The sequence below is a fragment of the Pseudomonas sediminis genome, from assembly GCF_039555755.1.
Classification (GTDB): Bacteria; Pseudomonadota; Gammaproteobacteria; order Pseudomonadales; family Pseudomonadaceae; genus Aquipseudomonas; species Aquipseudomonas mendocina_D.
This window is the reverse complement of the sequence record NZ_CP154631.1, coordinates 4451947-4473455: the sequence shown is the minus strand read 5'-3', so window position 1 is coordinate 4473455 and position 21509 is coordinate 4451947. Positions and strand designations below refer to the sequence as shown.

General features: G+C 62.9%; 20 protein-coding genes and 1 pseudogene. 13 read left to right on the top strand and 8 right to left on the bottom strand.

Annotated elements, in window-relative coordinates; genetic code table 11:
* Window positions 1–62 precede the first annotated feature (62 nt).
* The 5 genes from AAEQ75_RS21105 to AAEQ75_RS21085 all read left to right on the top strand — a co-directional run bounded on the left by AAEQ75_RS21105 (window position 63) and on the right by AAEQ75_RS21085 (window position 3580).
* A complete protein-coding gene (locus AAEQ75_RS21105) occupies window positions 63–536 on the top strand; it encodes an MFS transporter (RefSeq protein ID WP_256834772.1) in 474 nt (157 codons plus the stop codon).
* Between the two features lie 63 nt (window positions 537–599).
* Window positions 600–1046 (top strand): HIT family protein, encoded by a 447-nt coding sequence (locus AAEQ75_RS21100; protein WP_343350374.1) that lies wholly within the window; start codon window positions 600–602, stop codon window positions 1044–1046.
* 4 nt (window positions 1047–1050) lie between these two features.
* Window positions 1051–1824, top strand: coding sequence for a class II glutamine amidotransferase (locus tag AAEQ75_RS21095; protein ID WP_343350373.1), 774 nt, complete (start codon window positions 1051–1053; stop codon window positions 1822–1824).
* A gap of 4 nt (window positions 1825–1828) precedes the next feature.
* Complete coding sequence (locus tag AAEQ75_RS21090; protein ID WP_343350372.1) at window positions 1829–2353, top strand: DUF2937 family protein; 525 nt, start codon at window positions 1829–1831, stop codon at window positions 2351–2353.
* Window positions 2354–2512: 159 nt separating this feature from the next.
* Window positions 2513–3580 (top strand): DUF2167 domain-containing protein, encoded by a 1068-nt coding sequence (locus AAEQ75_RS21085; RefSeq protein ID WP_343350371.1) that lies wholly within the window; start codon window positions 2513–2515, stop codon window positions 3578–3580.
* Window positions 3581–3671: 91 nt separating this feature from the next.
* Here the strand turns inward: AAEQ75_RS21085 and AAEQ75_RS21080 are convergent, their stop codons facing one another.
* The 3 genes from AAEQ75_RS21080 to AAEQ75_RS21070 all read right to left on the bottom strand — a co-directional run bounded on the left by AAEQ75_RS21080 (window position 3672) and on the right by AAEQ75_RS21070 (window position 7100).
* Window positions 3672–4850: a vWA domain-containing protein gene (locus tag AAEQ75_RS21080; RefSeq protein ID WP_343350370.1), complete on the bottom strand. Its 1179-nt coding sequence runs from the start codon at window positions 4848–4850 to the stop codon at window positions 3672–3674.
* 176 nt (window positions 4851–5026) lie between these two features.
* Window positions 5027–5872, bottom strand: a complete 846-nt coding sequence (locus tag AAEQ75_RS21075; RefSeq protein WP_079784028.1) for an AAA family ATPase — start codon at window positions 5870–5872, stop codon at window positions 5027–5029.
* A 145-nt stretch (window positions 5873–6017) separates the two neighbouring features.
* Complete coding sequence (locus AAEQ75_RS21070; protein ID WP_343350369.1) at window positions 6018–7100, bottom strand: DUF748 domain-containing protein; 1083 nt, start codon at window positions 7098–7100, stop codon at window positions 6018–6020.
* 128 nt (window positions 7101–7228) lie between these two features.
* Between AAEQ75_RS21070 and cysK the strand changes: the two genes are divergently transcribed.
* Window positions 7229–8200 carry a cysteine synthase A gene (cysK, locus tag AAEQ75_RS21065; protein ID WP_099525312.1) on the top strand — a complete coding sequence of 324 codons (972 nt, stop codon included), beginning with the start codon at window positions 7229–7231 and terminating at the stop codon, window positions 8198–8200.
* Between the two features lie 124 nt (window positions 8201–8324).
* On the opposite strand, the gene AAEQ75_RS21060 is transcribed toward cysK, so the two are convergent.
* Window positions 8325–9341, bottom strand: coding sequence for an AraC family transcriptional regulator (locus AAEQ75_RS21060; protein ID WP_343350368.1), 1017 nt, complete (start codon window positions 9339–9341; stop codon window positions 8325–8327).
* A 98-nt stretch (window positions 9342–9439) separates the two neighbouring features.
* Between AAEQ75_RS21060 and AAEQ75_RS21055 the strand changes: the two genes are divergently transcribed.
* The 5 genes from AAEQ75_RS21055 (at window position 9440) to AAEQ75_RS21035 (ending at window position 14198) form a co-directional block, all read left to right on the top strand.
* Entirely contained in the window at window positions 9440–10915 is a 1476-nt protein-coding gene (locus AAEQ75_RS21055; RefSeq protein WP_343350367.1) for a flavin-containing monooxygenase, read from the top strand.
* Complete coding sequence (locus tag AAEQ75_RS21050; protein WP_343350365.1) at window positions 10899–11828, top strand: alpha/beta hydrolase; 930 nt, start codon at window positions 10899–10901, stop codon at window positions 11826–11828. Before AAEQ75_RS21055 ends, AAEQ75_RS21050 begins: the two co-directional genes overlap by 17 nt.
* The gene (locus AAEQ75_RS21045) at window positions 11828–12589 is read left to right on the top strand and encodes an SDR family oxidoreductase (RefSeq protein ID WP_343350363.1); all 762 of its coding nucleotides are present in this window, start codon (window positions 11828–11830) and stop codon (window positions 12587–12589) included. Before AAEQ75_RS21050 ends, AAEQ75_RS21045 begins: the two co-directional genes overlap by 1 nt.
* Window positions 12590–12908: 319 nt before the next feature.
* Window positions 12909–13253, top strand: coding sequence for a ribonuclease E inhibitor RraB (locus tag AAEQ75_RS21040; RefSeq protein WP_017679242.1), 345 nt, complete (start codon window positions 12909–12911; stop codon window positions 13251–13253).
* A 237-nt stretch (window positions 13254–13490) separates the two neighbouring features.
* Window positions 13491–14198 (top strand): type 1 glutamine amidotransferase, encoded by a 708-nt coding sequence (locus AAEQ75_RS21035; protein WP_256836613.1) that lies wholly within the window; start codon window positions 13491–13493, stop codon window positions 14196–14198.
* A 40-nt stretch (window positions 14199–14238) separates the two neighbouring features.
* Here AAEQ75_RS21035 and AAEQ75_RS21030 read toward each other — a convergent pair whose 3' ends face one another.
* The 4 genes and pseudogenes from AAEQ75_RS21030 to acnA all read right to left on the bottom strand — a co-directional run bounded on the left by AAEQ75_RS21030 (window position 14239) and on the right by acnA (window position 19671).
* Window positions 14239–14775, bottom strand: a complete 537-nt coding sequence (locus AAEQ75_RS21030) for a DinB family protein (RefSeq protein ID WP_256836614.1) — start codon at window positions 14773–14775, stop codon at window positions 14239–14241.
* 23 nt (window positions 14776–14798) lie between these two features.
* Window positions 14799–14936 (bottom strand): annotated as a pseudogene (locus AAEQ75_RS21025) (SDR family NAD(P)-dependent oxidoreductase); the annotation flags it as partial.
* A 247-nt stretch (window positions 14937–15183) separates the two neighbouring features.
* Window positions 15184–16749, bottom strand: a complete 1566-nt coding sequence (locus tag AAEQ75_RS21020) for a methyl-accepting chemotaxis protein (protein WP_256836615.1) — start codon at window positions 16747–16749, stop codon at window positions 15184–15186.
* Between the two features lie 180 nt (window positions 16750–16929).
* Entirely contained in the window at window positions 16930–19671 is a 2742-nt protein-coding gene (acnA, locus tag AAEQ75_RS21015; RefSeq protein ID WP_343350359.1) for an aconitate hydratase AcnA, read from the bottom strand.
* 400 nt (window positions 19672–20071) lie between these two features.
* Here acnA and rlmM point away from each other — a divergent pair, with 400 nt between their 5' ends.
* Both rlmM and tusA read left to right on the top strand, forming a co-directional pair.
* The gene (rlmM, locus tag AAEQ75_RS21010; protein WP_343350358.1) at window positions 20072–21127 is read left to right on the top strand and encodes a 23S rRNA (cytidine(2498)-2'-O)-methyltransferase RlmM; all 1056 of its coding nucleotides are present in this window, start codon (window positions 20072–20074) and stop codon (window positions 21125–21127) included.
* Window positions 21128–21216: 89 nt separating this feature from the next.
* Complete coding sequence (gene tusA / locus AAEQ75_RS21005; protein WP_003460892.1) at window positions 21217–21468, top strand: sulfurtransferase TusA; 252 nt, start codon at window positions 21217–21219, stop codon at window positions 21466–21468.
* Window positions 21469–21509: the final 41 nt, after the last annotated feature.

Here is a 21509-nt window from a genome sequence, read left to right as displayed (position 1 = left end):
ATTGGGCAAAAGCCGTTATCATAAGCGCCCCTTTGCCAGACCTGCCACGCCGGCGCCTGCTTATGATGACTGAAAACGACTACCTCATGGCCTGGGCGGCCTACGGGATTGCTGCCCTGGGTTGCCTGTTGGTGTGGATGCGCCTGACCAGCTGGATGTGGCGCTACCTGCGCGAACCGCTCGCCGTGCTGGTGGCCGTGCTGCTGTTCAGCCCGACCATTGTCGATCCAACGCGTGAACTGTTTGCGCCGGCCCTTGCGGTCACCGCCATGGACGTGTTGCTCAAGGTCGGCAACAACGCCTGGCGTGCTGTCGCCGATCTGGCGCTCTACAGCTTGATTGCGCTGGCCGTATATCTGCTGTTCGTCGCCGTGCGCTGGCCCATCGAACGCTGGTGGAAGGGGCGCAAGGGTGAGCAGGTGGCCGAGGCCGACGAAGACCCGCGTACCTTGCGCGAGCGTATGGAAGAGGACGACGACCTGCCAGCACGCGATTACGGGCGTGATCGTTCGGGTCGCATGGAACCCCGTATTTGATCTGACCCCTTGCGCCTGCCGGCCCAGGCGTTCAGCATGATGGCCTTGTGCAAGGGAGGCCTGATGGATTGCGTGTTTTGTGCCATTGCCGAGCAACGGCTACCCGCTCATCGCCTTTATGAGGATGATGATTTCATCGTGCTGCTGGATATCTTCCCGATGCGGCCGGCCCATGTGTTGATCGTCAGTCGTCTGCATGCACCGTTTCTGCGTGACTTGCCGCCGGCGGTGCGTGAGCGTCTGCTGACGCTGGCCGAGCGTATCGCCGCCGCGCTGCGCGAGGCGGGCTTTGGCAAGAATGGCATCAACCTGCTGATCAACGATGGCCCAGATTCCAATCAGCACGTGCCCCACTTTCATTTACACCTGATTCCACGCCAGCCAGGCGACCTGCCGGCGCTGCTCTGGCGATTGTTGGTGCGTTTTCTGCCAATGGGCCGCAAGCGAATCGAAGCACGTCTGCAAGATGGAGCCGATCGTCTACGCCTGATCCTCGGCAAGGAGAATTGATTCGATGTGCGAATTGCTCGGCATGAGCGCCAATGTACCCACCGATATCGTGTTCAGTTTCACCGGGCTGATGCAGCGTGGTGGCCGCACCGGCCCGCATCGCGATGGCTGGGGCATCGGCTTCTACGAAGGGCGCGGCCTGCGTCTGTTTCAGGACCCGCGGGCGAGCAGTGAGTCCGAGGTGGCGCAGTTGGTGCAGCGCTACCCGATCAAGAGCAAGGTGGTGATCGGCCACATTCGTCAGGCCAACGTCGGCAAGGTTTGCCTGGTCAACACCCATCCCTTCAGCCGCGAGCTGTGGGGGCGTAACTGGTGTTTCGCACACAACGGGCAACTGGCCGGCCTGCAGGGCGCTACCAGTTTCTACCGACCGATAGGCGAGACCGACAGCGAGGCAGCGTTCTGCGACCTGCTCAACCGCGTGCGCCGGGCCTTTCCCGAGCCGGTATCGGTGGAAATGCTGCTGCCGGTGCTGGTAGCGGCGTGTGCCAGCTACCGTCAGCTTGGCGTGTTCAACTGCCTGCTCAGCGACGGCGATTGGCTGTTCAGCTTCTGCTCGACCAAGCTGGCGCATATCACCCGGCGCGCGCCGTTCGGCCCCGCGCAACTCAAGGACGCCGACCTGAAGGTGGATTTCCAGTCGGAAACCACACCCAATGATGTGGTCACGGTGATCGCCACCGAGCCGTTGACCGAGAACGAGCAGTGGTCGCTGTACCAGCCGGGCGAATGGCGCCTGTGGCGACGCGGCGAATGCATCACTCACGGCAAGGCCTGATCCCATGCTTAGAAGCTACCTGCGTCTGACGCTGTTCGCCTTCGGCCTGTTACTTGGCGTGCAGGTGCCGGGTTTCATCGATGACTACGCCAAGCGCGTCGAGGCCCATCGCCTGGAGTCGCAGCAAAGCCTCAAAGGCTTTCAGGAAACTGCGCGCAATTTCTTCAAGGGCGATATGGACGCACTGGTGGCGCACTACCGCGTCAGCGACGATCCGGTGATGCGCAGCGATGCCAAGAGCGTCGGGCACCTGGTGCAGCGCTCCGCCTTGCTTGAGCGTGAATGGCAGGCCATGCAGGGCCCTTGGTATACCCAGGCCTGGCACCTGGCGACTGGTGCCGATCATGAGCTGTTCGAGGAAACCCTGCAGGCGTACCGCTATCAGGTGCTGTTCACCCCGGATGCAATTCTCTGGGGCGTGATCAGCGCCTTGCTGCTGGCCTGGTTGACCGAGGTGCTGGTGGTACTGTGCGGCTGGCTGTTCGGAGCGGGGCGCACCCGACGAGCGCAGCAACGGCACTGGCACTGAAGTCAGGCAAGCGCCGGACGTTTTTTGCGCTGATCCGGCGTGTGGTTGCCTGGGATGACAAGCCACAAAAAAGTGCACTGGTTCGCCTGAGCATGAGGCAGGGCGTGTTAATGTAATACGGCGTTACATTTAACCCTCTCTCGTGTTACTGGAGTTTCCATGTCGATCAAGGATTCGATCCTGGCAGCCGCGCTGGCTGCTGTCCTGCCATTCACCTGTGCCGCCTACGCCAACCCCGAGACCGAGCCAGACAGCGTCGCGGTCAGCGAGGACATCGGCGAGAGCGATGATTCGGCGCAGTACATCAACCCGGAAGAATTCGTCGCCAGCCTGGAGTTCAAGAGCGGCCGCGTCGTCCTGGGCAATGATCTTGCCACCCTCAACCTGCCCGATTCGCTGGTGTTTCTTGACGGTGAGAATGCCCAGCGCCTGCTGGTCGACGCTTGGGGCAACCCGCCGGATGACGTCCCGCCGCTGGGCATGATCCTGCCGGCCGACGTGTCGCCGTTGGCCGATGAATCCTGGGGCGTGACCGTCGAATATGAAGATAGTGGCTACGTGTCCGACGAGGACGCCGCTGACATCGACTATGGCGACATGCTCAAGGACATGCAGACCGACATGCGCGAGGCCAACACCTGGCGTGAAGAGAACGGTTACGAGCCGGTACAACTGGTCGGCTGGGCCGCAGCGCCACGCTACGATGCCGAAGGCAAGAAACTGCATTGGGCCAAGGAACTGAAGTTCGGTGACAGTGAGACCAACACCCTGAACTACAACATCCGCGTGCTCGGCCGTAAGGGCGTGCTGGTGCTGAACTTCGTCGCCAATATGGATCAACTGGCGGAAATCGAGGCCAATGTGCCGGCCGTACTGGCTGCGACCGACTTCAACCCTGGTCAGCGCTATGCCGAATTCGACCCGGATCTGGATACCGTGGCGGCCTATGGCCTGGGTGCGCTGGTGGCTGGCAAGGTGGCTGCCAAGACCGGTTTGCTGGCGCTGTTGCTGGTACTGCTGAAGAAATTCTGGTTCATCCCGGTGGTGTTGGGCGGTTGGCTGTTCAAGCGCATCGGCCTGCGCAAGAAGGACACTTCGAGTGAAGAGGCGAGCGCCCCTGTCACGCCTATGGTAGCGCCCGCCGAAGCCAAGCCGGAGGAGCCCGTGCAGACGCCGGCACAGACGGTGATGGACCTGAACAAGTCGGACGATGCGGATAAACGCTGAGTTCAGTCCGTAGCCCGGATTGCATCCGGGCTACGAAAACGCCGCGAATCCTCTACAGGGTTCGCGGCGTTTTTCATTGCGGCTCGATGCCTTACTTGGACAGGTACTTCATGCCGTCTTCCAGACCCTGCAGGGTCAGCGGGTACATGCGATCTTCGATCAGCTCGCGCACCAGGCCGGTGGAGGCGGTGTAGTTCCAGGTGTCCTTGGGGTAGGGGTTGATCCAGATGATCTTCTTGAACTTTTCGGTGAAGCGCTTCATCCAGACGTAGCCGGCTTCCTCGTTCCAGTGCTCGACGCTGCCGCCGGCCTGGGTAATTTCGTAGGGCGCCATGGCCGCGTCGCCGACGAACACCACCTTGTAGTCGGCGCCGTACTTGTGCAGCAAGTCCAGGGTCGAGGTGCGCTCGCTGGTGCGGCGCATGTTGTTCTTCCACACGCTCTCGTAGATGAAGTTGTGGAAGTAGAAATATTCAAGATGCTTGAACTCGGTCTTGCACGCCGAGAACAGCTCCTCGCAGACCTTGACGTGAGCATCCATCGAACCACCGATATCCAGCAACAGCAGGAGCTTGACCGTGTTGCGTCGCTCCGGGCGCATCTGGATGTTGAGCAGGCCGCCATCTTTCGCCGTGTGATCGATGGTGCCGTCCAGATCGAGCTCTTCGGCTGCGCCCTGGCGGGCGAACTTGCGCAGACGGCGCAGCGCCACCTTGATGTTGCGCGTGCCCAGCTCGACCTGGTCGTCGAGGTTCTTGTACTCACGCTGATCCCACACCTTGGCGGCCTTGCCCTGGCGCTTGCCGGCATCGCCGACACGAATGCCTTCCGGGTTGTAGCCGCCGGAGCCGAACGGGCTGGTGCCACCGGTGCCGATCCACTTGTTGCCGCCGGCGTGCTTCTCTTTTTGCTCCTCGAGGCGCTTCTTGAATTCCTCGATCAGCTTGTCCAGGCCGCCCAGGCTCTGGATCTGCGCCTTTTCCTCGTCGGTCAGCAGGCGCTCGAATTCCTTGCGCAGCCATTCCTCGGGGATCATCGCCTCGATGTGCTCGTTGAGGTTTTCCAGGCCCTTGAAGTAGGCGCCGAAGGCGCGGTCGAACTTGTCGAAGTGACGTTCGTCCTTCACCAGGATCGCGCGCGCCAGGTAATAGAACTCGTCCATGTCGGCGAGCACGACGTTGTGCTTGAGCGCGTTGATCAGGTCGAGCAACTCGCGCACCGACACCGGCACCTTGGCCGCGCGCATTTCGTTGAATAGGTTGAGCAGCATGCTATGCCCTCATGAAAGTCTGTGACTGCCTGTGGTCACTGCCCGCTCCAGAGGACGGGCGAGCGAGCTAGAGCCAGGCAAGGCGAGAGCAGACGAGCACGCGCAGTGTACTTTTGTACATGAGCATTGCGAGCCTGCTCTCAACGCAACCTGGCCGACGCGCAGTCGCCCGATGTTTACCGCGAAGCGCGGCGGGTCATGAAGGCCAGGCGCTCGAGCAACTGCACGTCTTGCTCGTTCTTCACCAGAGCGCCAGCCAGCGGCGGGATGGCCTTGGTCGGGTCGCGTTCGCGCAGCACGGCTTCACCGATGTTGTCGGCCATCAGCAGCTTGAGCCAGTCCACCAGTTCGCTGGTCGAGGGCTTCTTCTTCAGGCCCGGTACCTTGCGCACGTCGAAGAACACGTCCAGCGCCTCGGCCACCAGCTCGCCGCTGATGTTGGGGTAGTGCACGTCGACGATCTTCTTCAGCGTGTCGCGATCGGGGAAGGCGATGTAGTGGAAGAAGCAGCGACGCAGGAAGGCGTCCGGCAGTTCCTTCTCGTTGTTCGAGGTGATGATGATGATCGGGCGCTGCTTGGCCTTGATCGTCTCGTTGGTCTCGTAAACGTAGAACTCCATCTTGTCGAGTTCCTGCAACAGGTCGTTGGGGAACTCGATGTCGGCCTTGTCGATCTCGTCGATCAGCAGGATCACGCGCTCGTCGGCCTCGAACGCCTCCCACAGCTTGCCTTTCTTGATGTAGTTGCGAACGTCGTGAACCTTGTCGGAGTCGAGCTGCGAGTCGCGTAGGCGGCTGACCGCATCGTATTCGTACAGGCCCTGATGCGCCTTGGTGGTGGATTTGATGTGCCAGGTGATCAGCTTGGCGCCGAAGGCGTCGGCCAGTTGCTCGGCGAGCATGGTCTTGCCGGTGCCCGGCTCACCCTTGACCAGCAGCGGGCGCTGCAGGGTGATGGCGGCGTTGACCGCGAGCTTGAGGTCGTCGGTGGCGACGTAGGACTGGGTGCCTTCGAACTTCATCGGAAAATCCTCGGAACGGTAACGCGCGGGGCCGGCCCGCAGCAGAAATTCAGAGCGCGACTATAACGCGCAGCTCAGGTGGCTGTGAACGCAGACGCAGTATTCAGTCACTGAATGGGCGGTCACCGCTGCTTATGACTACGGCTCAGCTGCCGTCCTGCTGGGGTGGTGGGCGTTCGTAGCGGGGTGTGAAGGCTTCGACGAACGCGTTGCGCAGGATGGCGATGAAGGCCTGGAATGCACTGGTCTGCTGGTCGTGCACGCTGCCGCTGAGTTCGACGCGGGTGGCGAACTGGTCACGGCGCTGATTCTTCAACAGCGTCTCGCTGCCGCCGACGATGGCCTCCCAAAGCGAGCGCAGTACACCTTTATCTTCGTCTTCGACGTCCTGCTCCCAGTCGAACACCTCGACATCGCGAAGCAGGGGTTTGATGTAGCCGTTGAGCTGAGCATTTTTGGCCTGCGCTTCGATCACCAGGTCGCCGTTGCCGCGTTTGAAGTCGAAGCGGCCGTAGGCGCGGGCGAAGTCGTTGAAGCGCGTCAGGTCGATGTCCTTCGCGCGCAGGCGCAGTTCGAAGTCCTCGAATTGCTCGAACGGGTCGAAGGTCGCCTCGGCTTCCAGTGGCGCGTGCTCCAGCAACAGCGCGCGACCTCCGAAGTGCGCGACGCGGTCGCCCGGCTCGTCACCGACATTGGTGAGGTTGTAGAGGCTGGCGTTGACCTGGTCAGCGCTCAGTTCCACCTGGGGGTCGGTGCTGAAGTTGTGAAAGCTGATGCGGCCGTCGATCACCCGCAGTTCGTTGAGGGTGATGGGCAGCAGCTTGTTCAACTGATCGCGCCAGTCGGTGCCGGCACCGGTCTGGGTGGCTTGGTCGTTTTCGCCGCCATCGACGAAGTTCAGTTGTGGGCGCTCGAAGAACACTTCCGCGACCACGGCGTGTTCCGACCACAATGCCCTCCAGCTTACCGCCAGATCGATCAGCGGCGCGTCGAGCAGCGGTACTGGTACGTCGCCGCTGCTCTTGACGATGCGCAGGTCGTTGATGCGATAGGCGCCGCGCCACCAGGCCAGGTCGATATCAGCGATATGCCCGCGGTAGTCGCCCATGTCGGCGAGCTTGCCGTTGAGGTAGTCGCGGATCAACCAGGGCAGCGTAAGCTGCGCCGCCAGCACCAGCAGCAGTGCAACAAGCAGAGCCCTGAGGGGCCAGCTGTAACGTCGTTTCATCGGACAGTCCATCGAGTGATCTATCTTCGATGGACTGCATGCGCGGCATTCTGTTCGGCTGGACTGACGCTGCACCTGGGCATAGGCTGGTGCCCCTTATTCATCGTCCATCTGCTTAGGAAGGAATCATGAGCCGCATTTTCGCTGACAACTCCCAGGCCATCGGTAACACGCCGCTGGTGATGATCAATCGCCTGGGACCGAAAGGTGTGACCATCCTCGCCAAGATCGAGGGGCGCAACCCAGCCTATTCGGTCAAGTGCCGCATCGGTGCCAGCATGATCTGGGATGCCGAGGAGCGCGGCGTACTCAAACCGGGCATGACCATCGTCGAACCGACCTCGGGCAACACCGGCATCGGCCTGGCCTTCGTCGCTGCCGCACGTGGCTACAAGCTGGTGCTGACCATGCCGGCCTCGATGAGCCTGGAGCGGCGCAAGGTACTCAAGGCCTTGGGCGCCGAACTGGTACTTACCGAGCCGGCCAAAGGCATGAAGGGCGCCATCGAGAAGGCCAACGAACTGGCCGCCGCCAACCCTGACTATTACCTGCCGCAGCAGTTCGAGAACCCGGCCAACCCGTCCATCCACGAGAAGACCACCGGCCCGGAAATCTGGCGTGACACCGAAGGCGCCATCGACGTGCTGGTCGCGGGCGTGGGGACTGGCGGCACCATCACCGGGGTTTCGCGTTACATCAAGCAGACCCAGGGCAAGCCGATCCTCTCGGTCGCGGTGGAGCCAGTGGGGTCGCCGGTAATCAGCCAGACCCTGGCGGGTGACGAGGTCAAGCCGGCCCCGCACAAGATCCAGGGCATCGGCGCCGGTTTCGTGCCGAAGAACCTCGATCTGGCGATGGTCGATCAGGTCGAGCAGGTCAATGACGACGACGCCAAGGCCATGGCCCTGCGCCTGATGCGTGAGGAAGGCATTCTCTGCGGTATCTCTTGCGGCGCAGCGATGGTGGCGGCTGTGCGTCTGGCGGAGAAACCGGAGATGCAGGGCAAGACCATCGTGGTGATCCTGCCGGACTCCGGCGAGCGCTACCTGTCGAGCATGCTGTTCAGCGATATGTTCACCGAGCAGGAGTTGCAGCAGTAAGGCAGTTGCAGGCTACAGGCTAAAAGCTGAGCCAAGCGTAGGGTGGATCGGAATGCCGGCCACTCGTAGCGCCAGCTCGGGTGGACTCAGGAGCGCCAGCGAACAGTCCACCAGGACTATCTGGTTACCCCGCATCTCGCTGATAACGCCCCGGCGTTACGCCTTTCCAGCGCTTGAAGGCGTGGATGAAGTTCGACAGCTCGCCATACCCAAGTCGTTCGGCAATCTCTTCCAGACTCAGACCGCCGGCGGCCAGCAGCTCTTCGGCCAGCGCCTGGCGCACCTCGTCCTGCAGGGCACGGAAGCTCGTGCCTTCTTCGATCAGGCGCCGGCGCAGAGTGCGGCTGCTCAGGTGCAGGCGCTCCGCGACCTGTTCCATATCGGCGATCTGCCCCGGCGACTGCAACAGCAACTGGCGCACGCGTCCGGCCACGCCCTGATGCCATTGATGGCGCGCCAGCAATGCCTGGCATTGCTGCTCGCAGGCGCTGACCAGTTGCGGGTTGGCCCGTGGCAGTGGGTTGTCCAGCAACTCGGCGGCGAAGCCCATGCGATTGCACGCCGCGCCGAAGCTTGGCAACTGACCGAAGGCGGCGATGAACGGCGCTGTATCGGCCGGTGCGGCTTGGCGCAGTTCCACGTCCAGCAGCCGCAGCGTGCTGCCGAGCAATTCACGCACGACCATCAGGGCGCCGACCATATCGCGCTGCACGATGAAATCATGCAGCGCCGGGGGCAGGGCGCTGTCGTCGAAACTCAGGCTGGCGACGGCATCCTCCACGTCCAGGCTGATGCGGGTGAAGGCGTAGGTCAGGCCGTGATAGCGCAGGCCCAGGTCGGCGGCCTGGCGCACCGTGGCGCTGCTGAGAATGGCGTAACCCCAGGCGCCGTAAGTGGTCAGGTGGTAGCGCCGGCCGGCCTGCAAGCCGAGATCTTCGACTGCGGGTAGTGCCTCGATCAGGTTGGCGATCAACTGCAGCTCACGCTGCGCTTCGATCTCCCCATTCAGGCTGGCCAACTGCACCGGGCTGAGCCCCGTTTGATGCAGGCACCTGTCCAGGCTCAGACCCAGATCGAGCCCCAGTTGGGTGAGCAACTGAATGCTGGTGATGCTGCGGCGTGCGGGCCAGGGAGATGACATAGATTGTCCGAAAATCACAATATCCTGGCCGACTATGCCATAACCTGCGCAGGGCGAGGCAAGTAGCATCAGCTCATCGTCATACACGGGTCATCACAATGAATAACAACCCCCGTACGAACGCGCCCTGGCGCGTGTTGATCATCGGCAGCGGCTTTGCCGGTCTGGGCCTGGCCATGCAGTTGCGCAAGGCAGGCGAGGACGATTTCCTGTTGCTGGAAAAGGCTGGCGAGGTCGGCGGTACCTGGCGCGATAACAGCTACCCGGGCGCCGCCTGCGACGTGCCTTCGCACCTGTATTCCTTTTCCTTCGAGCCCAAGCACGACTGGTCGCGCAAGTTCGCACCGCAGGCGGAAATCCACGCCTACATCCTGCAATGCGTGGAGAAATACCGGCTGCGTTCGCACATTCGCCTGAACAGCGAAGTGCTCGGTGCCGATTTCGATGCCGCGCGCGGTATCTGGCGTGTCGAGCTGGCAGGGGGCGAAGTGATCGAGGCGCAGGCGCTGGTGAGTGCCTGCGGCCAGCTCAATCGGCCGGCCTACCCGAAACTGCCTGGCCTGGAGCATTTTCGTGGCGAGACCTTTCACTCGGCGCGCTGGCGCCATGATCTGGATCTGACCGGCAAACGCGTGGCAGTGATCGGTACCGGCGCTTCGGCGATCCAGTTCGTGCCGCAGATCCAGCCCAAGGTGGCCAGCCTGAGCCTGTTCCAGCGTTCGGCGGCCTATGTGCTGGCCAAACCGGATCGTACCTATCGACCCTGGGAGATTGCCCTGAAACAGCGTTTGCCGCTGCTGCAACGCGCCGACCGCCTCCTCCAATACCTGCATCACGAGGGGCGGGCGCTGGCCTTCATCCGCTTTCCCTGGCTGATGCGCCTGTTTCGCCACAGCTTCACCCACCACCTGCAGCGGCAGATGCCCGATGCTGGCAAGCGCGCGCGGTTGCAGCCGAACTACCCCATGGGTTGTAAACGTATCCTGATCAGCAACGACTACTTCCCGGCGCTGGCGCAGGCCAATGTCGAGATCGTCGACGCGGCGATTCGCGAGGTGCGCGAGCATTCCCTGGTGACGGCCGATGGTCGTGAGCACCCCTGCGATGTGCTGATCTACGGCACCGGTTTCACCGCCACCGACTTCCTCGCGCCGATGCGCATTCGCGGCCTCGACGGGCTGGAGCTGAATCATGCCTGGAAGGAGGGCGCCGAAGCCTACAAGGGCATCAGCGTCAGCGGCTTTCCCAATCTGTTCCTGCTCTACGGGCCGAACACCAACCTCGGTCACAACTCGATTCTCTACATGCTGGAGAGCCAGTACGCCTACGTGCTGGGCTGCCTGCAGGTGCTGCGCGAACAGCAGCTGCGTTATCTCGATCTGCGCCCGACGGTGCAACGGCACTACAACGCGGAGTTGCAACAGGCGACCCATCGAACGATATGGGAACAGGGCTGCGACAGCTGGTACAAGACCGCTACCGGCAAGAACACCAACAACTGGCCGGGTTTCACCTTCACCTATCGCCTCATGACCCGTACTCCGGAGCTTGCCGACTATGACTGCGTCCGCTGATTTCAAAGCCCCAGCCGCCGAGCAGATGTTGCTGCGCGGCCTGTTGCGCGGTTTTCTGCGTCTGTTCTTTCGCGGCCTGGTGCGGCCACCGATGCCCGTGCCGGCGCAGCGCCGCATAATGCGCGCACTCACCACCATCACCCTGACGCCGCGCGGGGGCAGCCGCAGCGCCGCGACCCTGGCCGGACGCCCCTGTGAATGGCATCGACCGCCTGCCAGCAGCGGCAGCGTGCTGCTTTATTTGCACGGTGGCGCCTTCATGATCGGCGGGCCGGACACGCACCGGGGCATCTGCGCCAGCCTGGCCAAACGCGCTGCTCTGGAGGTCTGTGCGCTGGATTACCGCCTGGCACCGGAGCAGCCCTATCCCGCTGCGCGCGAAGACGTGGTGGCGGCTTACCAGGCGCTGCTGGACGCCGGTTATAGACCCGAACAGATCGCCATTGGCGGCGACTCGGCCGGCGGCAACCTTAGCCTGGTCGGCTGCCTGCGCATTATCGAACTCGGTCTGCCGGCGCCCGCCGCGCTGGTGTGCTTCTCTCCGGTTACCGACTTCACCGGTGAGCAGATGCACGAGCCGCCGGCCGGCGATCCGCTGCTCCATCCCAGTTGGATCGAACAGGCCGCGCAGCTGTACTGCCCGGCCGACCTGCCGCGCAATGATCCGCGCCTGTCGCCGCTGTTTGCCGACCTCAGCCAACTGCCGCCGACGCTGATCCAGGTAGGTGAAGACGAGTTATTGCTCAATGACAGCCTGCGCCTGGCCGAGCGCGCCAAAGCGGCTGGGATCAACCTGCGCCTGGAGCGCTATCCGGGGTTGTGGCACGTGTTCCAGGCGCATGTCGGCATGTTACGCGCGGCGGATTACGCCATCGCCCGTGTGGCGGCCTTTCTCCGTGAGCGGGGTGTGTGATGAACAACATTCTCATCAGCGGCGCCGCATCGGGCATTGGCGCCGCCACCGCGCGGCTGTTTCACGCGCGGGGTTGGCGCGTCGGGTTGCTCGATGTCGATGAAAAGGCGCTGGCAGCCTTGGCCGCCGAGCTGGGCGGCGCCTGGCATGCGCAGTTGGATGTGGTCGATGCCGCAGCGGTGAAAGCCGCGCTAGCCGACTTCTGCGCGCAGAGTGGCGGTCAGTTGCGCCTGCTGTTCAACGGCGCGGGCATTCTGCGCACCGGTTCCTTCGCCGATATCGAGTTGGAGCAGCACACGCGTCTGGTACAGATCAATGTGCTCGGCGTGCTCAATCTTTGCCATGCCGCTTTCGCCTATCTAAAGGCTACATCAGAGGCGCAAGTGATCAACATGAGCTCGGCCTCGGCGCTCTATGGCGTGCCGCAACTGGCCAGCTATTCGGCCAGCAAGTTCGCCGTACGCGGTCTGACCGAGGCGCTGGAGCTGGAGTGGCGCGAACATGGCATCCGCGTGGGTGACCTGATGCCGCCATTCGTCGACACGCCGATGGTGAGCAGTCAGGCGCAGCGTCCGCCGGTGATGCGTCGTATGGGCGTGCGCCTGGAGGCCGAGCAGATCGCCGAAGCGGCCTGGAAGCAGGCCCACGCCAGCACCGTGCATCGCCCGGTGGGGCTACAGTTCGGGCTGTTGTTCAACCTTGGGCAGATTACGCCGGGCTGGATCAACAGGTTACTGATGGCCTGGCTCAGTCGTTCATGAGTTCCGGCAAGGCGGTCAGGCTGGCCAATTGCCGTCGGTCGTCGGCTTTGTCACAAAGGCTTTCTGGGCGACGCCAACCTCGCGTTTAGCGGCTACTCTTGGGGTGACGGTTTTCAGCCCGGCGTTCTGTCGGGCAGTCGTCGATACGCTTGCAGTAGACACATCGAGCACCAGCTCGATTCTCGGGGCGGCGCCACTTGGGTGCTTCTGTAAACGCAGGGCGTTTTCAGAGGTTTCCGGTAGAGGCCGCGACACCGTCTGTAGGACGGTCGCATTGGGAAAGCGGTTAATCCATCCATAGCCTGAGAGGGGGTCGTTTATGAGCACAGCCTTCCACGAAGACTCCAGCACATCGGTGCTGCGTCGGATGAAAGAAGGAGGATTCGACTTCGCCCAGTTTCACCCGATCGAGTTCTACGCCATCTTTCCCGACGAAGAACGGGCCAGAACGGCGGCCAGAAACTTTCGCGGCGAGTCGCTCAACGCTCAGATATCCGCCCGTGAGGACGGCATCTGGCACCTGCAAATCAGCAAAGTGATGTATGCCACCCATGCCGGTATCGGCGAGTTCGAACATGACCTGGAGTCCATCGTCGTCCCGCTGGGCGGCAAGATGGATGGCTGGGGTGTTACCCAGGAGGTGAAAGCGTCAGCCATGCGTTAGGGAAACACTGAAAAAGTTGTCATGCCCGCGCAGGCGGGCATCCACAACCAGCGAATTATCTGGGCTCCCGCCTTCGCGGGAGTGACGATAGCTGGCTTTTTCAGGACATCCTCAAATGTGGATGCAGCGGCGTCCATCAGCTCAGACCATCGGCCGGCTGTCCGGCCGATGGCTTCAACTCCCAGCCCACCTCGACTTGCCAATCCTTCTCGCGCAGACTGCGCGGCGGAGGTAGCTATGGCCGATGTTCTGATCCTGACTCATATCGATTATTGCCCGCCAGCCCATCTGGCGCAGGTGCTGCAGGCGCGTGGCTGCAGTTTCGACGTGCTGCGCGTCGATCTGGGTGAACTGCACGGTTACGACCTGGAGCGGCCCAAGGCGGTCGCCGTGATGGGCGGGCCGATGAGCGTCAATGACCCGTTGCCCTGGATCGCCGACGAAGTGGCTGCGTTGCAGCGCTTTATCGAGCGCGACATTCCCATCATCGGTCACTGTCTGGGCGGCCAGCTGCTGGCCAAGGCACTGGGTGCCAGCGTCCGTCGCATGCCCTACACCGAAGCGGGCTGGCAGCACATGCAACATCGTGCAGAAGCTGTCGATAGCCCCTGGCTGGCGCATCTGCCTGCAGCGTTCAGCATCTTCCAGTGGCACGGCGACACCTTCTCGCTGCCTGACGGCGCCCAGCCTCTGTTGAGTAGCCAGTGGTGCGACAATCAGGCCTTCGCCTGGGGTGACAAGGTGCTTGCGCTGCAGGGCCACCCGGAGATGACCGAAGATCTGATCGCGCTCTGGCTAGACGACTGGGCACATTTGCTCGATGCCAGCCAGCCCAGCCAGCAGAGCATCGCCGAGATGCGTGACGACCTGAGTGGGAAGGTCAGGGCATTGAACCGGGTTGCCGAAGGTTTCTACGCACACTGGCTGAACCTGGCTGGCCTTTGAGCCTGGAGAGGGCGAGGCGCCATCGGCACTTGGCCGCAGCTCAAAGCTCGTCAGGGATCAACGCCAGCAGATCGGTCACACCCACATCCACGCCCGCCTGGGTTAGTAGCGTCGTAGCCTGCCCGCGGTGATGCGTCTGGTGGTTGAACAGGTGCATCAGCAGGGCGAAGAAGTGCTTTTGCGCGGCTACGCCCTTCATGTTGTGGTAGCTCAGCGGTTGATCCAGCTGCTCTTCGCCCATATCGGCGGCCAGGGCTTCGATGCAACTGTCCAGCTGTTTACGCAGTGCGGCCAGCTCGCGTATGTCCGCACCCATCGGTTGATCCAGGCGCGTCGGCGCTTCCAGCTCTGCGAGCGCCTGCAATGCTTGAAAGTTCGCCGGGTGCGCGGTGTAGCGCCCCAGCCGGATACGGTCAGCCACCAGCAGATGGTTGAGCGTGCCGAGGATCGAGCCGAAGAACGCACCACACTTGGCACTCAGCGCTTCATCAGGCAGGGTAGAAGCCGCTGTGTAGAGCCGTTCGTTCATCCAGCTGTTGTAGCGTGCCATCAGGCGGATATGGTCGACTCTCTGCATGGCCATTACCTGTGCTTGTTCTTTCAGAAACGCTCATCGGCAATGGCCGGTAGCACCAGCTCACGCACGTAACTGGCATCGGACAGGCTCACTAGCGTTCGAACCAGAGCGACGACATCGTGCAGTGGAATCAGCTGACCTTCGCCATTTTGTGCCGCCTGCACGGGAATGACGGTTGCAGCAGGGGGCTACGGATTCGAGGGCCGACTACTGGCCGTCCGGCTCCGACCATACGGCAAACTGGTTGCCGCCCGGTTCGACGAAGTGAAAGCGTCTCGGCAAGTGGCAGATACGCGAAAGCGGGGGACTCTTGGGAAGGGCGTAGGGAGATCGCGAGCAAGCTCGCTCCTACAAAAAACGGGGCGGGGAGGAGAGGAGGCGCAGCGGTGAGCCGCTGCGCCTTTTGTTTCAGCGGTTGAAGCGTTCGACCAGCGCGTATTGGCCCTGTGCGGTGTTGGTCAGGGCCTCGCTGAGTTTGGCGGTATCGTTGGCTTCGCCGGCGGTCTGGTCGGCCAGTTGGGCGATGGTGGTGATGTTCTGGTTGATCTCGTCGGCGACGGCGCTTTGCTCTTCCGCCGCTGCGGCGATCTGGTTGGCCATGTCGGCGATGTTGGCAACCGATTCGCTGATGCCGGACAGCGCCTGATCGGCCTGGAGAACGCGTTCGACACCTTCGTCAGCCTGCTTGCGGCCGATTTCCATGGTCAGCACGGCTTCTTCGGCCGTACGTTGCAGCTTGGCGATCAGCCCATGAATCTGCTCCGTGGATTCGGCCGTGCGCTGAGCCAGCGAGCGAACCTCGTCGGCCACCACGGCGAAACCGCGGCCCATTTCGCCGGCGCGGGCGGCCTCGATGGCGGCGTTGAGGGCGAGCAGGTTGGTCTGGTCTGCGATGCCCTTGATCACGTCGACCACGCCGCCAATCTCGCTGCTGTCCTGGGCCAGACGGGTAACGGTTTCGCCGGTATCGCCCACCGATTGCGACAGGCGCTGGATGGCTTCACGGGTCTCCGCGGCGATGGTGCGGCCCTCGCTGGTGAGGCGGTTGGCCTCCTGGGTAGCGATGGCGGTGCGGGCGACGTTGCTGGCCACTTCCAGAGTGGTGGCGGCCATTTCGTTCACGGCGGTAGCGACCTGCTCGGTTTCCTGGCGTTGGCGGTCAAGGCCGGCGGAGCTGTTGTGCGCCAGCTTGTCGGCCTCGCGGGCCTGCTGGGTCAGATGCTCGGCGGTGTCCTGCAGACGGGTCAGGCAGGTTTTCAGCCGGGCGTCTTGGCTGAGCATTGCCATCTCCAAGCGGGCCTCGGCGCCGCGGCTGTCGGTATACATCTGCGCGATCAGCGGGTCGGAGGTGGTCTGTTCGGCCAGGCGTAGCAGGCGTTTGATCCCGCGTGTCTGCCAGGCTATGCCGGCCAGACCCAGCGGTACCGATAGAATCGCTGCCAGTGCGAAGCCCCAGCCGCTGCCCATCCAGTGGCCGATCAGGAAACCGATCTGGCTGATCAGGATGAAAGGCATCCAGGCCTGCACTACCGGGACCCAGGCGTCGCGTTTCGGAATCGGGGACTTGCCGGCGTTGATGCGGGCGTACAGCGCTTCGGCGCGGCGCACCTGTTCGGCAGTCGGTTTGACGCGGACGGATTCATAACCGACGACCTGGTTGTTCTCGGTCATGGGCGTGACGTAGGCGTTGACCCAGTAGTGGTCGCCGTTCTTGCACCGATTCTTGACGATGCCCATCCACGGGCGACCCTTCTTCAGGGTCGTCCACATGTGATCGAACACCGCCGATGGCACGTCGGGATGGCGCACGATGTTATGCGGCGCGCGCAGCAGCTCCTCGCCACTGAAACCACTGACGTCGATGAAGGCATCGTTGCAGTAGGTGATCTGCCCTTTCAGGTCGGTGGTGGAAATCAGGCGTTGTTGCGCAGGGAAGGTTCGCTCACGCTGAGTGACCGGCTGGTTGTTACGCATGGCAGGTATCCGTCGTTGTAATGCCCCTGTCATCGGCCGGTGAGCGGCAAAGTTGAGGGCTGAATCGATATGCGCGAGTTTAAATGCTTTTTGACTGGCGTCACATTTAGGTGGCGACATCGGCCATCCCTGGCCTGACGGAGAATGCCCCACTACCGGTGGTAACAGGGCAGGGGTCTATCAGTTGGCGATCATCTGCCGCAACACGAAGTGGAGGATGCCGCCGGCCTTGAAGTACTCGACCTCGTTGAGGGTGTCGATGCGGCATAGCACCTGGACTTCCTCGTGCGTGCCGTCCTCGCGGGTAATGATCAGCGTCAGCGGCATCTGCGGGCGCAGCTCTACACCTTCCAGCCCTTCGATGGCCAGCACTTCCTTGCCGGTCAGTTTCAGGCTGTTGCGGTCGGTGCCCGGATTGAACTGCAGCGGCAGCACGCCCATGCCCACCAGGTTGGAGCGGTGGATGCGTTCGAAGCTTTCGGCGATCACCGCCTTGACCCCCAGCAGGTTGGTGCCCTTGGCCGCCCAGTCGCGGCTGGAGCCGGTGCCGTATTCCTTGCCGGCGATGATCACCAGCGGCGTGCCCTCGGCCTGGTAGCGCATGGCGGCGTCATAGATCGCCAGTTTTTCGCCGCTCGGTACATGCAGGGTGTTGCCGCCTTCCTCGCCGCCGAGCATCTCGTTGCGGATACGAATGTTGGCGAAGGTGCCGCGCATCATCACTTCATGATTGCCACGGCGTGAGCCGTAGGAGTTGAAGTCGGCCTGGGCCACACCGTGATCGCGCAGGTAGCGCCCGGCCGGGCTGTCGGCCTTGATGTTGCCGGCCGGCGAGATGTGGTCGGTGGTGACCGAGTCACCGAGCAGGGCGAGGATGCGCGCCTGGCGGATATCGGTGATGCGTGGCGGGTCGCCAGCGATGTTCTCGAAGAACGGCGGATGCTGGATATAGGTGGAGTCACCTTGCCAGGCATAGGTGTCGGCCTTGGGCACATCGATGGCCTGCCACTTTTCGTCGCCGGCGAAGACTTCGGCGTATTCCTTGCGGAACATGGCGGTGTCGACTTGGGCGATGGCCTGGGCGATTTCCGCCTGGGTCGGCCAGATGTCCTTGAGGTACACTCGCTGGCCGTCCTTGCCGATACCCAGGGCGTCACGAGTCAGGTCGATACGTACGCTGCCGGCCAGGGCATAGGCGACGACCAGAGGCGGCGAGGCCAGCCAGTTGGTCTTGACCAGCGGATGCACGCGGCCTTCGAAGTTGCGGTTGCCGGAGAGCACCGAGGCGACGGTCAGGTCTGCCTGGGTAATGGCTTTCTCGATGGGCTCGCGCAACGGACCGGAGTTGCCGATGCAGGTGGTACAGCCGTAGCCCACCAGGTCGAAGCCGAGCTTTTCCAGATAGGGCGTCAGGCCGGCGGCGTCGAAGTACTCGGTGACCACCTTGGAGCCGGGGGCCAGCGAGCTCTTGACCCAGGGCTGGCGCTGCAGGCCTTTCTCCACGGCCTTCTTGGCCAGAAGGCCGGCGGCCATCATTACGCTGGGGTTGGAGGTGTTGGTGCAGGAGGTGATGGCGGCGATCACCACGGCGCCGTCTTTCAGGCGATAGGTGCGACCGTCGTCCTCATAGTCGATCTCGCCGCTCTGCCTGTCGCCACCAACAGCCGTGCCACCGCCGCCTTCGCTGAGCAGGCGGCCCTCTTCCTTGGCGCTTGGCTTGAGCTGCAGGCCGAGGAAGTCATCGAAGGCCTGGCTGACCTGGCCCAGCGAGACGCGGTCCTGTGGGCGCTTGGGCCCGGCCAGGCTGGCTTCGACACTGCCCATGTCTAGGCTCAGGCTGTCGCTGAACAGCGGCTCATCGCCTGGCTCGCGCCACAGCCCCTGGGCCTTGCTGTAGGCCTCGACCAGTTGCACGGTGGCCTCCGGGCGGCCGGACAGGCGCAGGTAACCGAGGGTGATCTCGTCAACCGGGAAGAAGCCGCAGGTGGCACCGTATTCCGGCGCCATGTTGGCGATGGTGGCACGGTCGGCCAGCGGCAGGTCGGCCAGGCCGTCACCGTAGAACTCGACGAACTTGCCCACCACACCCTTCTTGCGCAGCATCTGGGTGACGGTGAGCACCAGGTCGGTGGCGGTGATGCCTTCCCTGAGCTTGCCGCTGAGCTTGAAGCCGATCACTTCGGGAATCAGCATCGATACCGGCTGGCCGAGCATGGCTGCTTCCGCCTCGATGCCGCCGACGCCCCAGCCGAGTACGCCGAGACCGTTGATCATGGTGGTGTGCGAGTCGGTGCCGACCAAGGTGTCGGGGAAGGCGAGGGTGATGCCGTCTTCCTCCTTGGTCCACACGGTGCGCGCCAGGTATTCGAGGTTGACCTGGTGGCAGATGCCGGTGCCCGGCGGCACCACGCTGAAGTTGTCGAATGCGTGCTGGCCCCAGCGCAGGAAGGCGTAACGCTCGCCGTTGCGCTGCATTTCCAGTTCGACGTTGTCGTGGAAGGCGCTGGGCGAGGCGTAGCGGTCGACCATCACCGAATGGTCGATGACCAGATCCACCGGCGACAGTGGGTTGATCCGCTGCGGGTCGCCGCCGGCCTTGGCCATCGCATCGCGCATCGCGGCCAGGTCGACCACAGCCGGTACGCCGGTGAAGTCCTGCATCAGCACGCGCGCCGGGCGGTACTGAATCTCGCGGTCGGAGGCGCGTTTGTCGAGCCAGTCGACCATCGCCTGCAGGTCCTGCGGCTGCACGGTCCGGCCGTCTTCGTTACGCAGCAGGTTTTCCAGCAGGACCTTGAGCGACTTGGGCAGGCGGTCGATGTTGCCGAGGCGTTGGGCAGCCTCGGGCAGGCTGAAATAGCGGTAAGTGGCGTCGCCGACTTTCAGTTCGCGGCGGCAGTTCAGGCTATCGAGGGAGGGCATTGCACATCTCCTTGGGCCCGCACGGTTCGGGCTGTTTCTGATGGCGACAGACTTTCAAGCTAGGTTCTGTACGATAAAGTGCCTGCGCTCGGTGATGCTGCGTTAAAAACAGGCTCAGAATGCTCATTTACAGCATGTAAACTCCGCTTCCTCGCCTGTTTTTGCCTTGCCTGACCTTCGCTCGACGACTTTTCGTACAGACCCTAGTTCGGCTTGGGCGGTCTGGCTAGCGCATATCCTTTATCGGTTGTTATGTGCTGCCCGGTCTGGATGGCCGGATTTCATCGAAACACGATGACTGGCGGCTTCATGTCTGCAGGCAGCACATGTATAGCTGGACAGGTTTAGCGGCTCTGGGTTCCGGTCTCGGGTATCATGCGCGCCTCGAGGAGAGCCTTTGATGAATACCCTGTTTCTGCATTGCCGCCCCGGTTTCGAAGGGGAGGTTTGCGCCGAGATCACCGACCTCGCTGCACGCCTGGATGTACCAGGCTACTCCAAGACCAAGCCCGGCAGCGCGTGCGCCGAGTTTGTCTGCAGCGAGGCGGCCGATTGCGAACGGCTGATGCGCAGCGTGCGTTTCAATCAGCTGATCTTCCCGCGGCAATGGGCGCGCGGGGCCTATGTCAGCCTGCCGGAAAGCGACCGTATCAGCGTGTTGCTGGAGGCGCTTACTGATTATCCGGTGTGCGGCAGCCTGTGGCTGGAAGTGGTGGATACCAACGACGGCAAGGAACTCTCGACCTTCTGCAAGAAGTTCGAGGCGCCGCTGCGCAAGGCGCTGCTCAAGGCCGGCAAGCTTGTGGACGATGCCAAGAAGCCGCGCCTGCTGCTGACCTTCAAGAGCGGCCGCGAGGTATTCGCCGGCATTGCCGAGGCAGACAACCGGGCGATGTGGCCGATGGGCATTCCGCGTCTGAAGTTTCCGCGCGAGGCGCCGAGCCGCTCCACGCTCAAGCTGGAGGAAGCCTGGCACCATTTCATCCCGCGCGAGCAGTGGGATCAGCGCCTGGCGCCCGGCATGACCGCGGTTGACCTGGGCGCTGCGCCCGGCGGCTGGACCTGGCAACTGGTTAATCGGGAAATCCGCGTCACCGCCGTGGACAACGGGCCGATGGCCGAAAGCCTGATGTACTCCGGTTTTGTCGTGCATCAGCGCGCTGATGGTTTCACCTTCCGACCACGGCATCCGGTGCACTGGATGGTCTGCGATATCGTCGAGAAACCGGCGCGCACGGCGGCGATGATCGAAACCTGGTTGGGCGAGGGGCTGTGCCGCGAGGCGGTGGTCAACCTCAAGTTGCCGATGAAGCAGCGCTACGCCGAAGTGCGGCGCCTGCTCGATCGCATCGAATCGGGGCTGGTCGAGCGCGGCCTGAAGGTCAGCATCGGCTGCAAGCAGCTGTATCACGACCGTGAGGAAGTGACCTGCCACCTGCGTCGGCATGGCAAGTGATTGTCTGCGTGTAGGTCTCAGGATTGTGCGCGCAGGTGACCTGGAGGTCAGCTTTGCGCGACAATGCGTGCCTGTTAGTGGAGCCCTCTATGTCCGAAGCCCTGACCCTCAATCACGATGACCTGCTCGACGCCAGCGGCCTGAATTGCCCGGAACCGGTGATGATGCTGCACAACAAGGTGCGCGACCTGTCGCCGGGCGGTCTGCTCAAGGTGATCGCCACTGATCCCTCGACTCGCCGTGACATCCCCAAGTTCTGCGTGTTTCTCGGCCACGAGCTGCTCGGCCAGGCCGAAGAGGACGGCACCTACCTGTACTGGATTCGCAAGAAGGCCGACTAGGCGACGCATGTCGCATGTAGGGTGCGCCGTGCGCGCCGGTG

Coding starts and splice junctions, on each gene's coding strand:
- AAEQ75_RS21105 (WP_256834772.1), top strand. CDS start 63: ATGATGACTGAAAACGACTACCTCATGGCCTGGGCGGCCTACGGGATT.
- AAEQ75_RS21100 (WP_343350374.1), top strand. CDS start 600: ATGGATTGCGTGTTTTGTGCCATTGCCGAGCAACGGCTACCCGCTCAT.
- AAEQ75_RS21095 (WP_343350373.1), top strand. CDS start 1,051: ATGTGCGAATTGCTCGGCATGAGCGCCAATGTACCCACCGATATCGTG.
- AAEQ75_RS21090 (WP_343350372.1), top strand. CDS start 1,829: ATGCTTAGAAGCTACCTGCGTCTGACGCTGTTCGCCTTCGGCCTGTTA.
- AAEQ75_RS21085 (WP_343350371.1), top strand. CDS start 2,513: ATGTCGATCAAGGATTCGATCCTGGCAGCCGCGCTGGCTGCTGTCCTG.
- AAEQ75_RS21080 (WP_343350370.1), bottom strand. CDS start 4,850: ATGCTGCTCAACCTATTCAACGAAATGCGCGCGGCCAAGGTGCCGGTG.
- AAEQ75_RS21075 (WP_079784028.1), bottom strand. CDS start 5,872: ATGAAGTTCGAAGGCACCCAGTCCTACGTCGCCACCGACGACCTCAAG.
- AAEQ75_RS21070 (WP_343350369.1), bottom strand. CDS start 7,100: ATGAAACGACGTTACAGCTGGCCCCTCAGGGCTCTGCTTGTTGCACTG.
- cysK (WP_099525312.1), top strand. CDS start 7,229: ATGAGCCGCATTTTCGCTGACAACTCCCAGGCCATCGGTAACACGCCG.
- AAEQ75_RS21060 (WP_343350368.1), bottom strand. CDS start 9,341: ATGTCATCTCCCTGGCCCGCACGCCGCAGCATCACCAGCATTCAGTTG.
- AAEQ75_RS21055 (WP_343350367.1), top strand. CDS start 9,440: ATGAATAACAACCCCCGTACGAACGCGCCCTGGCGCGTGTTGATCATC.
- AAEQ75_RS21050 (WP_343350365.1), top strand. CDS start 10,899: ATGACTGCGTCCGCTGATTTCAAAGCCCCAGCCGCCGAGCAGATGTTG.
- AAEQ75_RS21045 (WP_343350363.1), top strand. CDS start 11,828: ATGAACAACATTCTCATCAGCGGCGCCGCATCGGGCATTGGCGCCGCC.
- AAEQ75_RS21040 (WP_017679242.1), top strand. CDS start 12,909: ATGAGCACAGCCTTCCACGAAGACTCCAGCACATCGGTGCTGCGTCGG.
- AAEQ75_RS21035 (WP_256836613.1), top strand. CDS start 13,491: ATGGCCGATGTTCTGATCCTGACTCATATCGATTATTGCCCGCCAGCC.
- AAEQ75_RS21030 (WP_256836614.1), bottom strand. CDS start 14,775: ATGCAGAGAGTCGACCATATCCGCCTGATGGCACGCTACAACAGCTGG.
- AAEQ75_RS21020 (WP_256836615.1), bottom strand. CDS start 16,749: ATGCGTAACAACCAGCCGGTCACTCAGCGTGAGCGAACCTTCCCTGCG.
- acnA (WP_343350359.1), bottom strand. CDS start 19,671: ATGCCCTCCCTCGATAGCCTGAACTGCCGCCGCGAACTGAAAGTCGGC.
- rlmM (WP_343350358.1), top strand. CDS start 20,072: ATGAATACCCTGTTTCTGCATTGCCGCCCCGGTTTCGAAGGGGAGGTT.
- tusA (WP_003460892.1), top strand. CDS start 21,217: ATGTCCGAAGCCCTGACCCTCAATCACGATGACCTGCTCGACGCCAGC.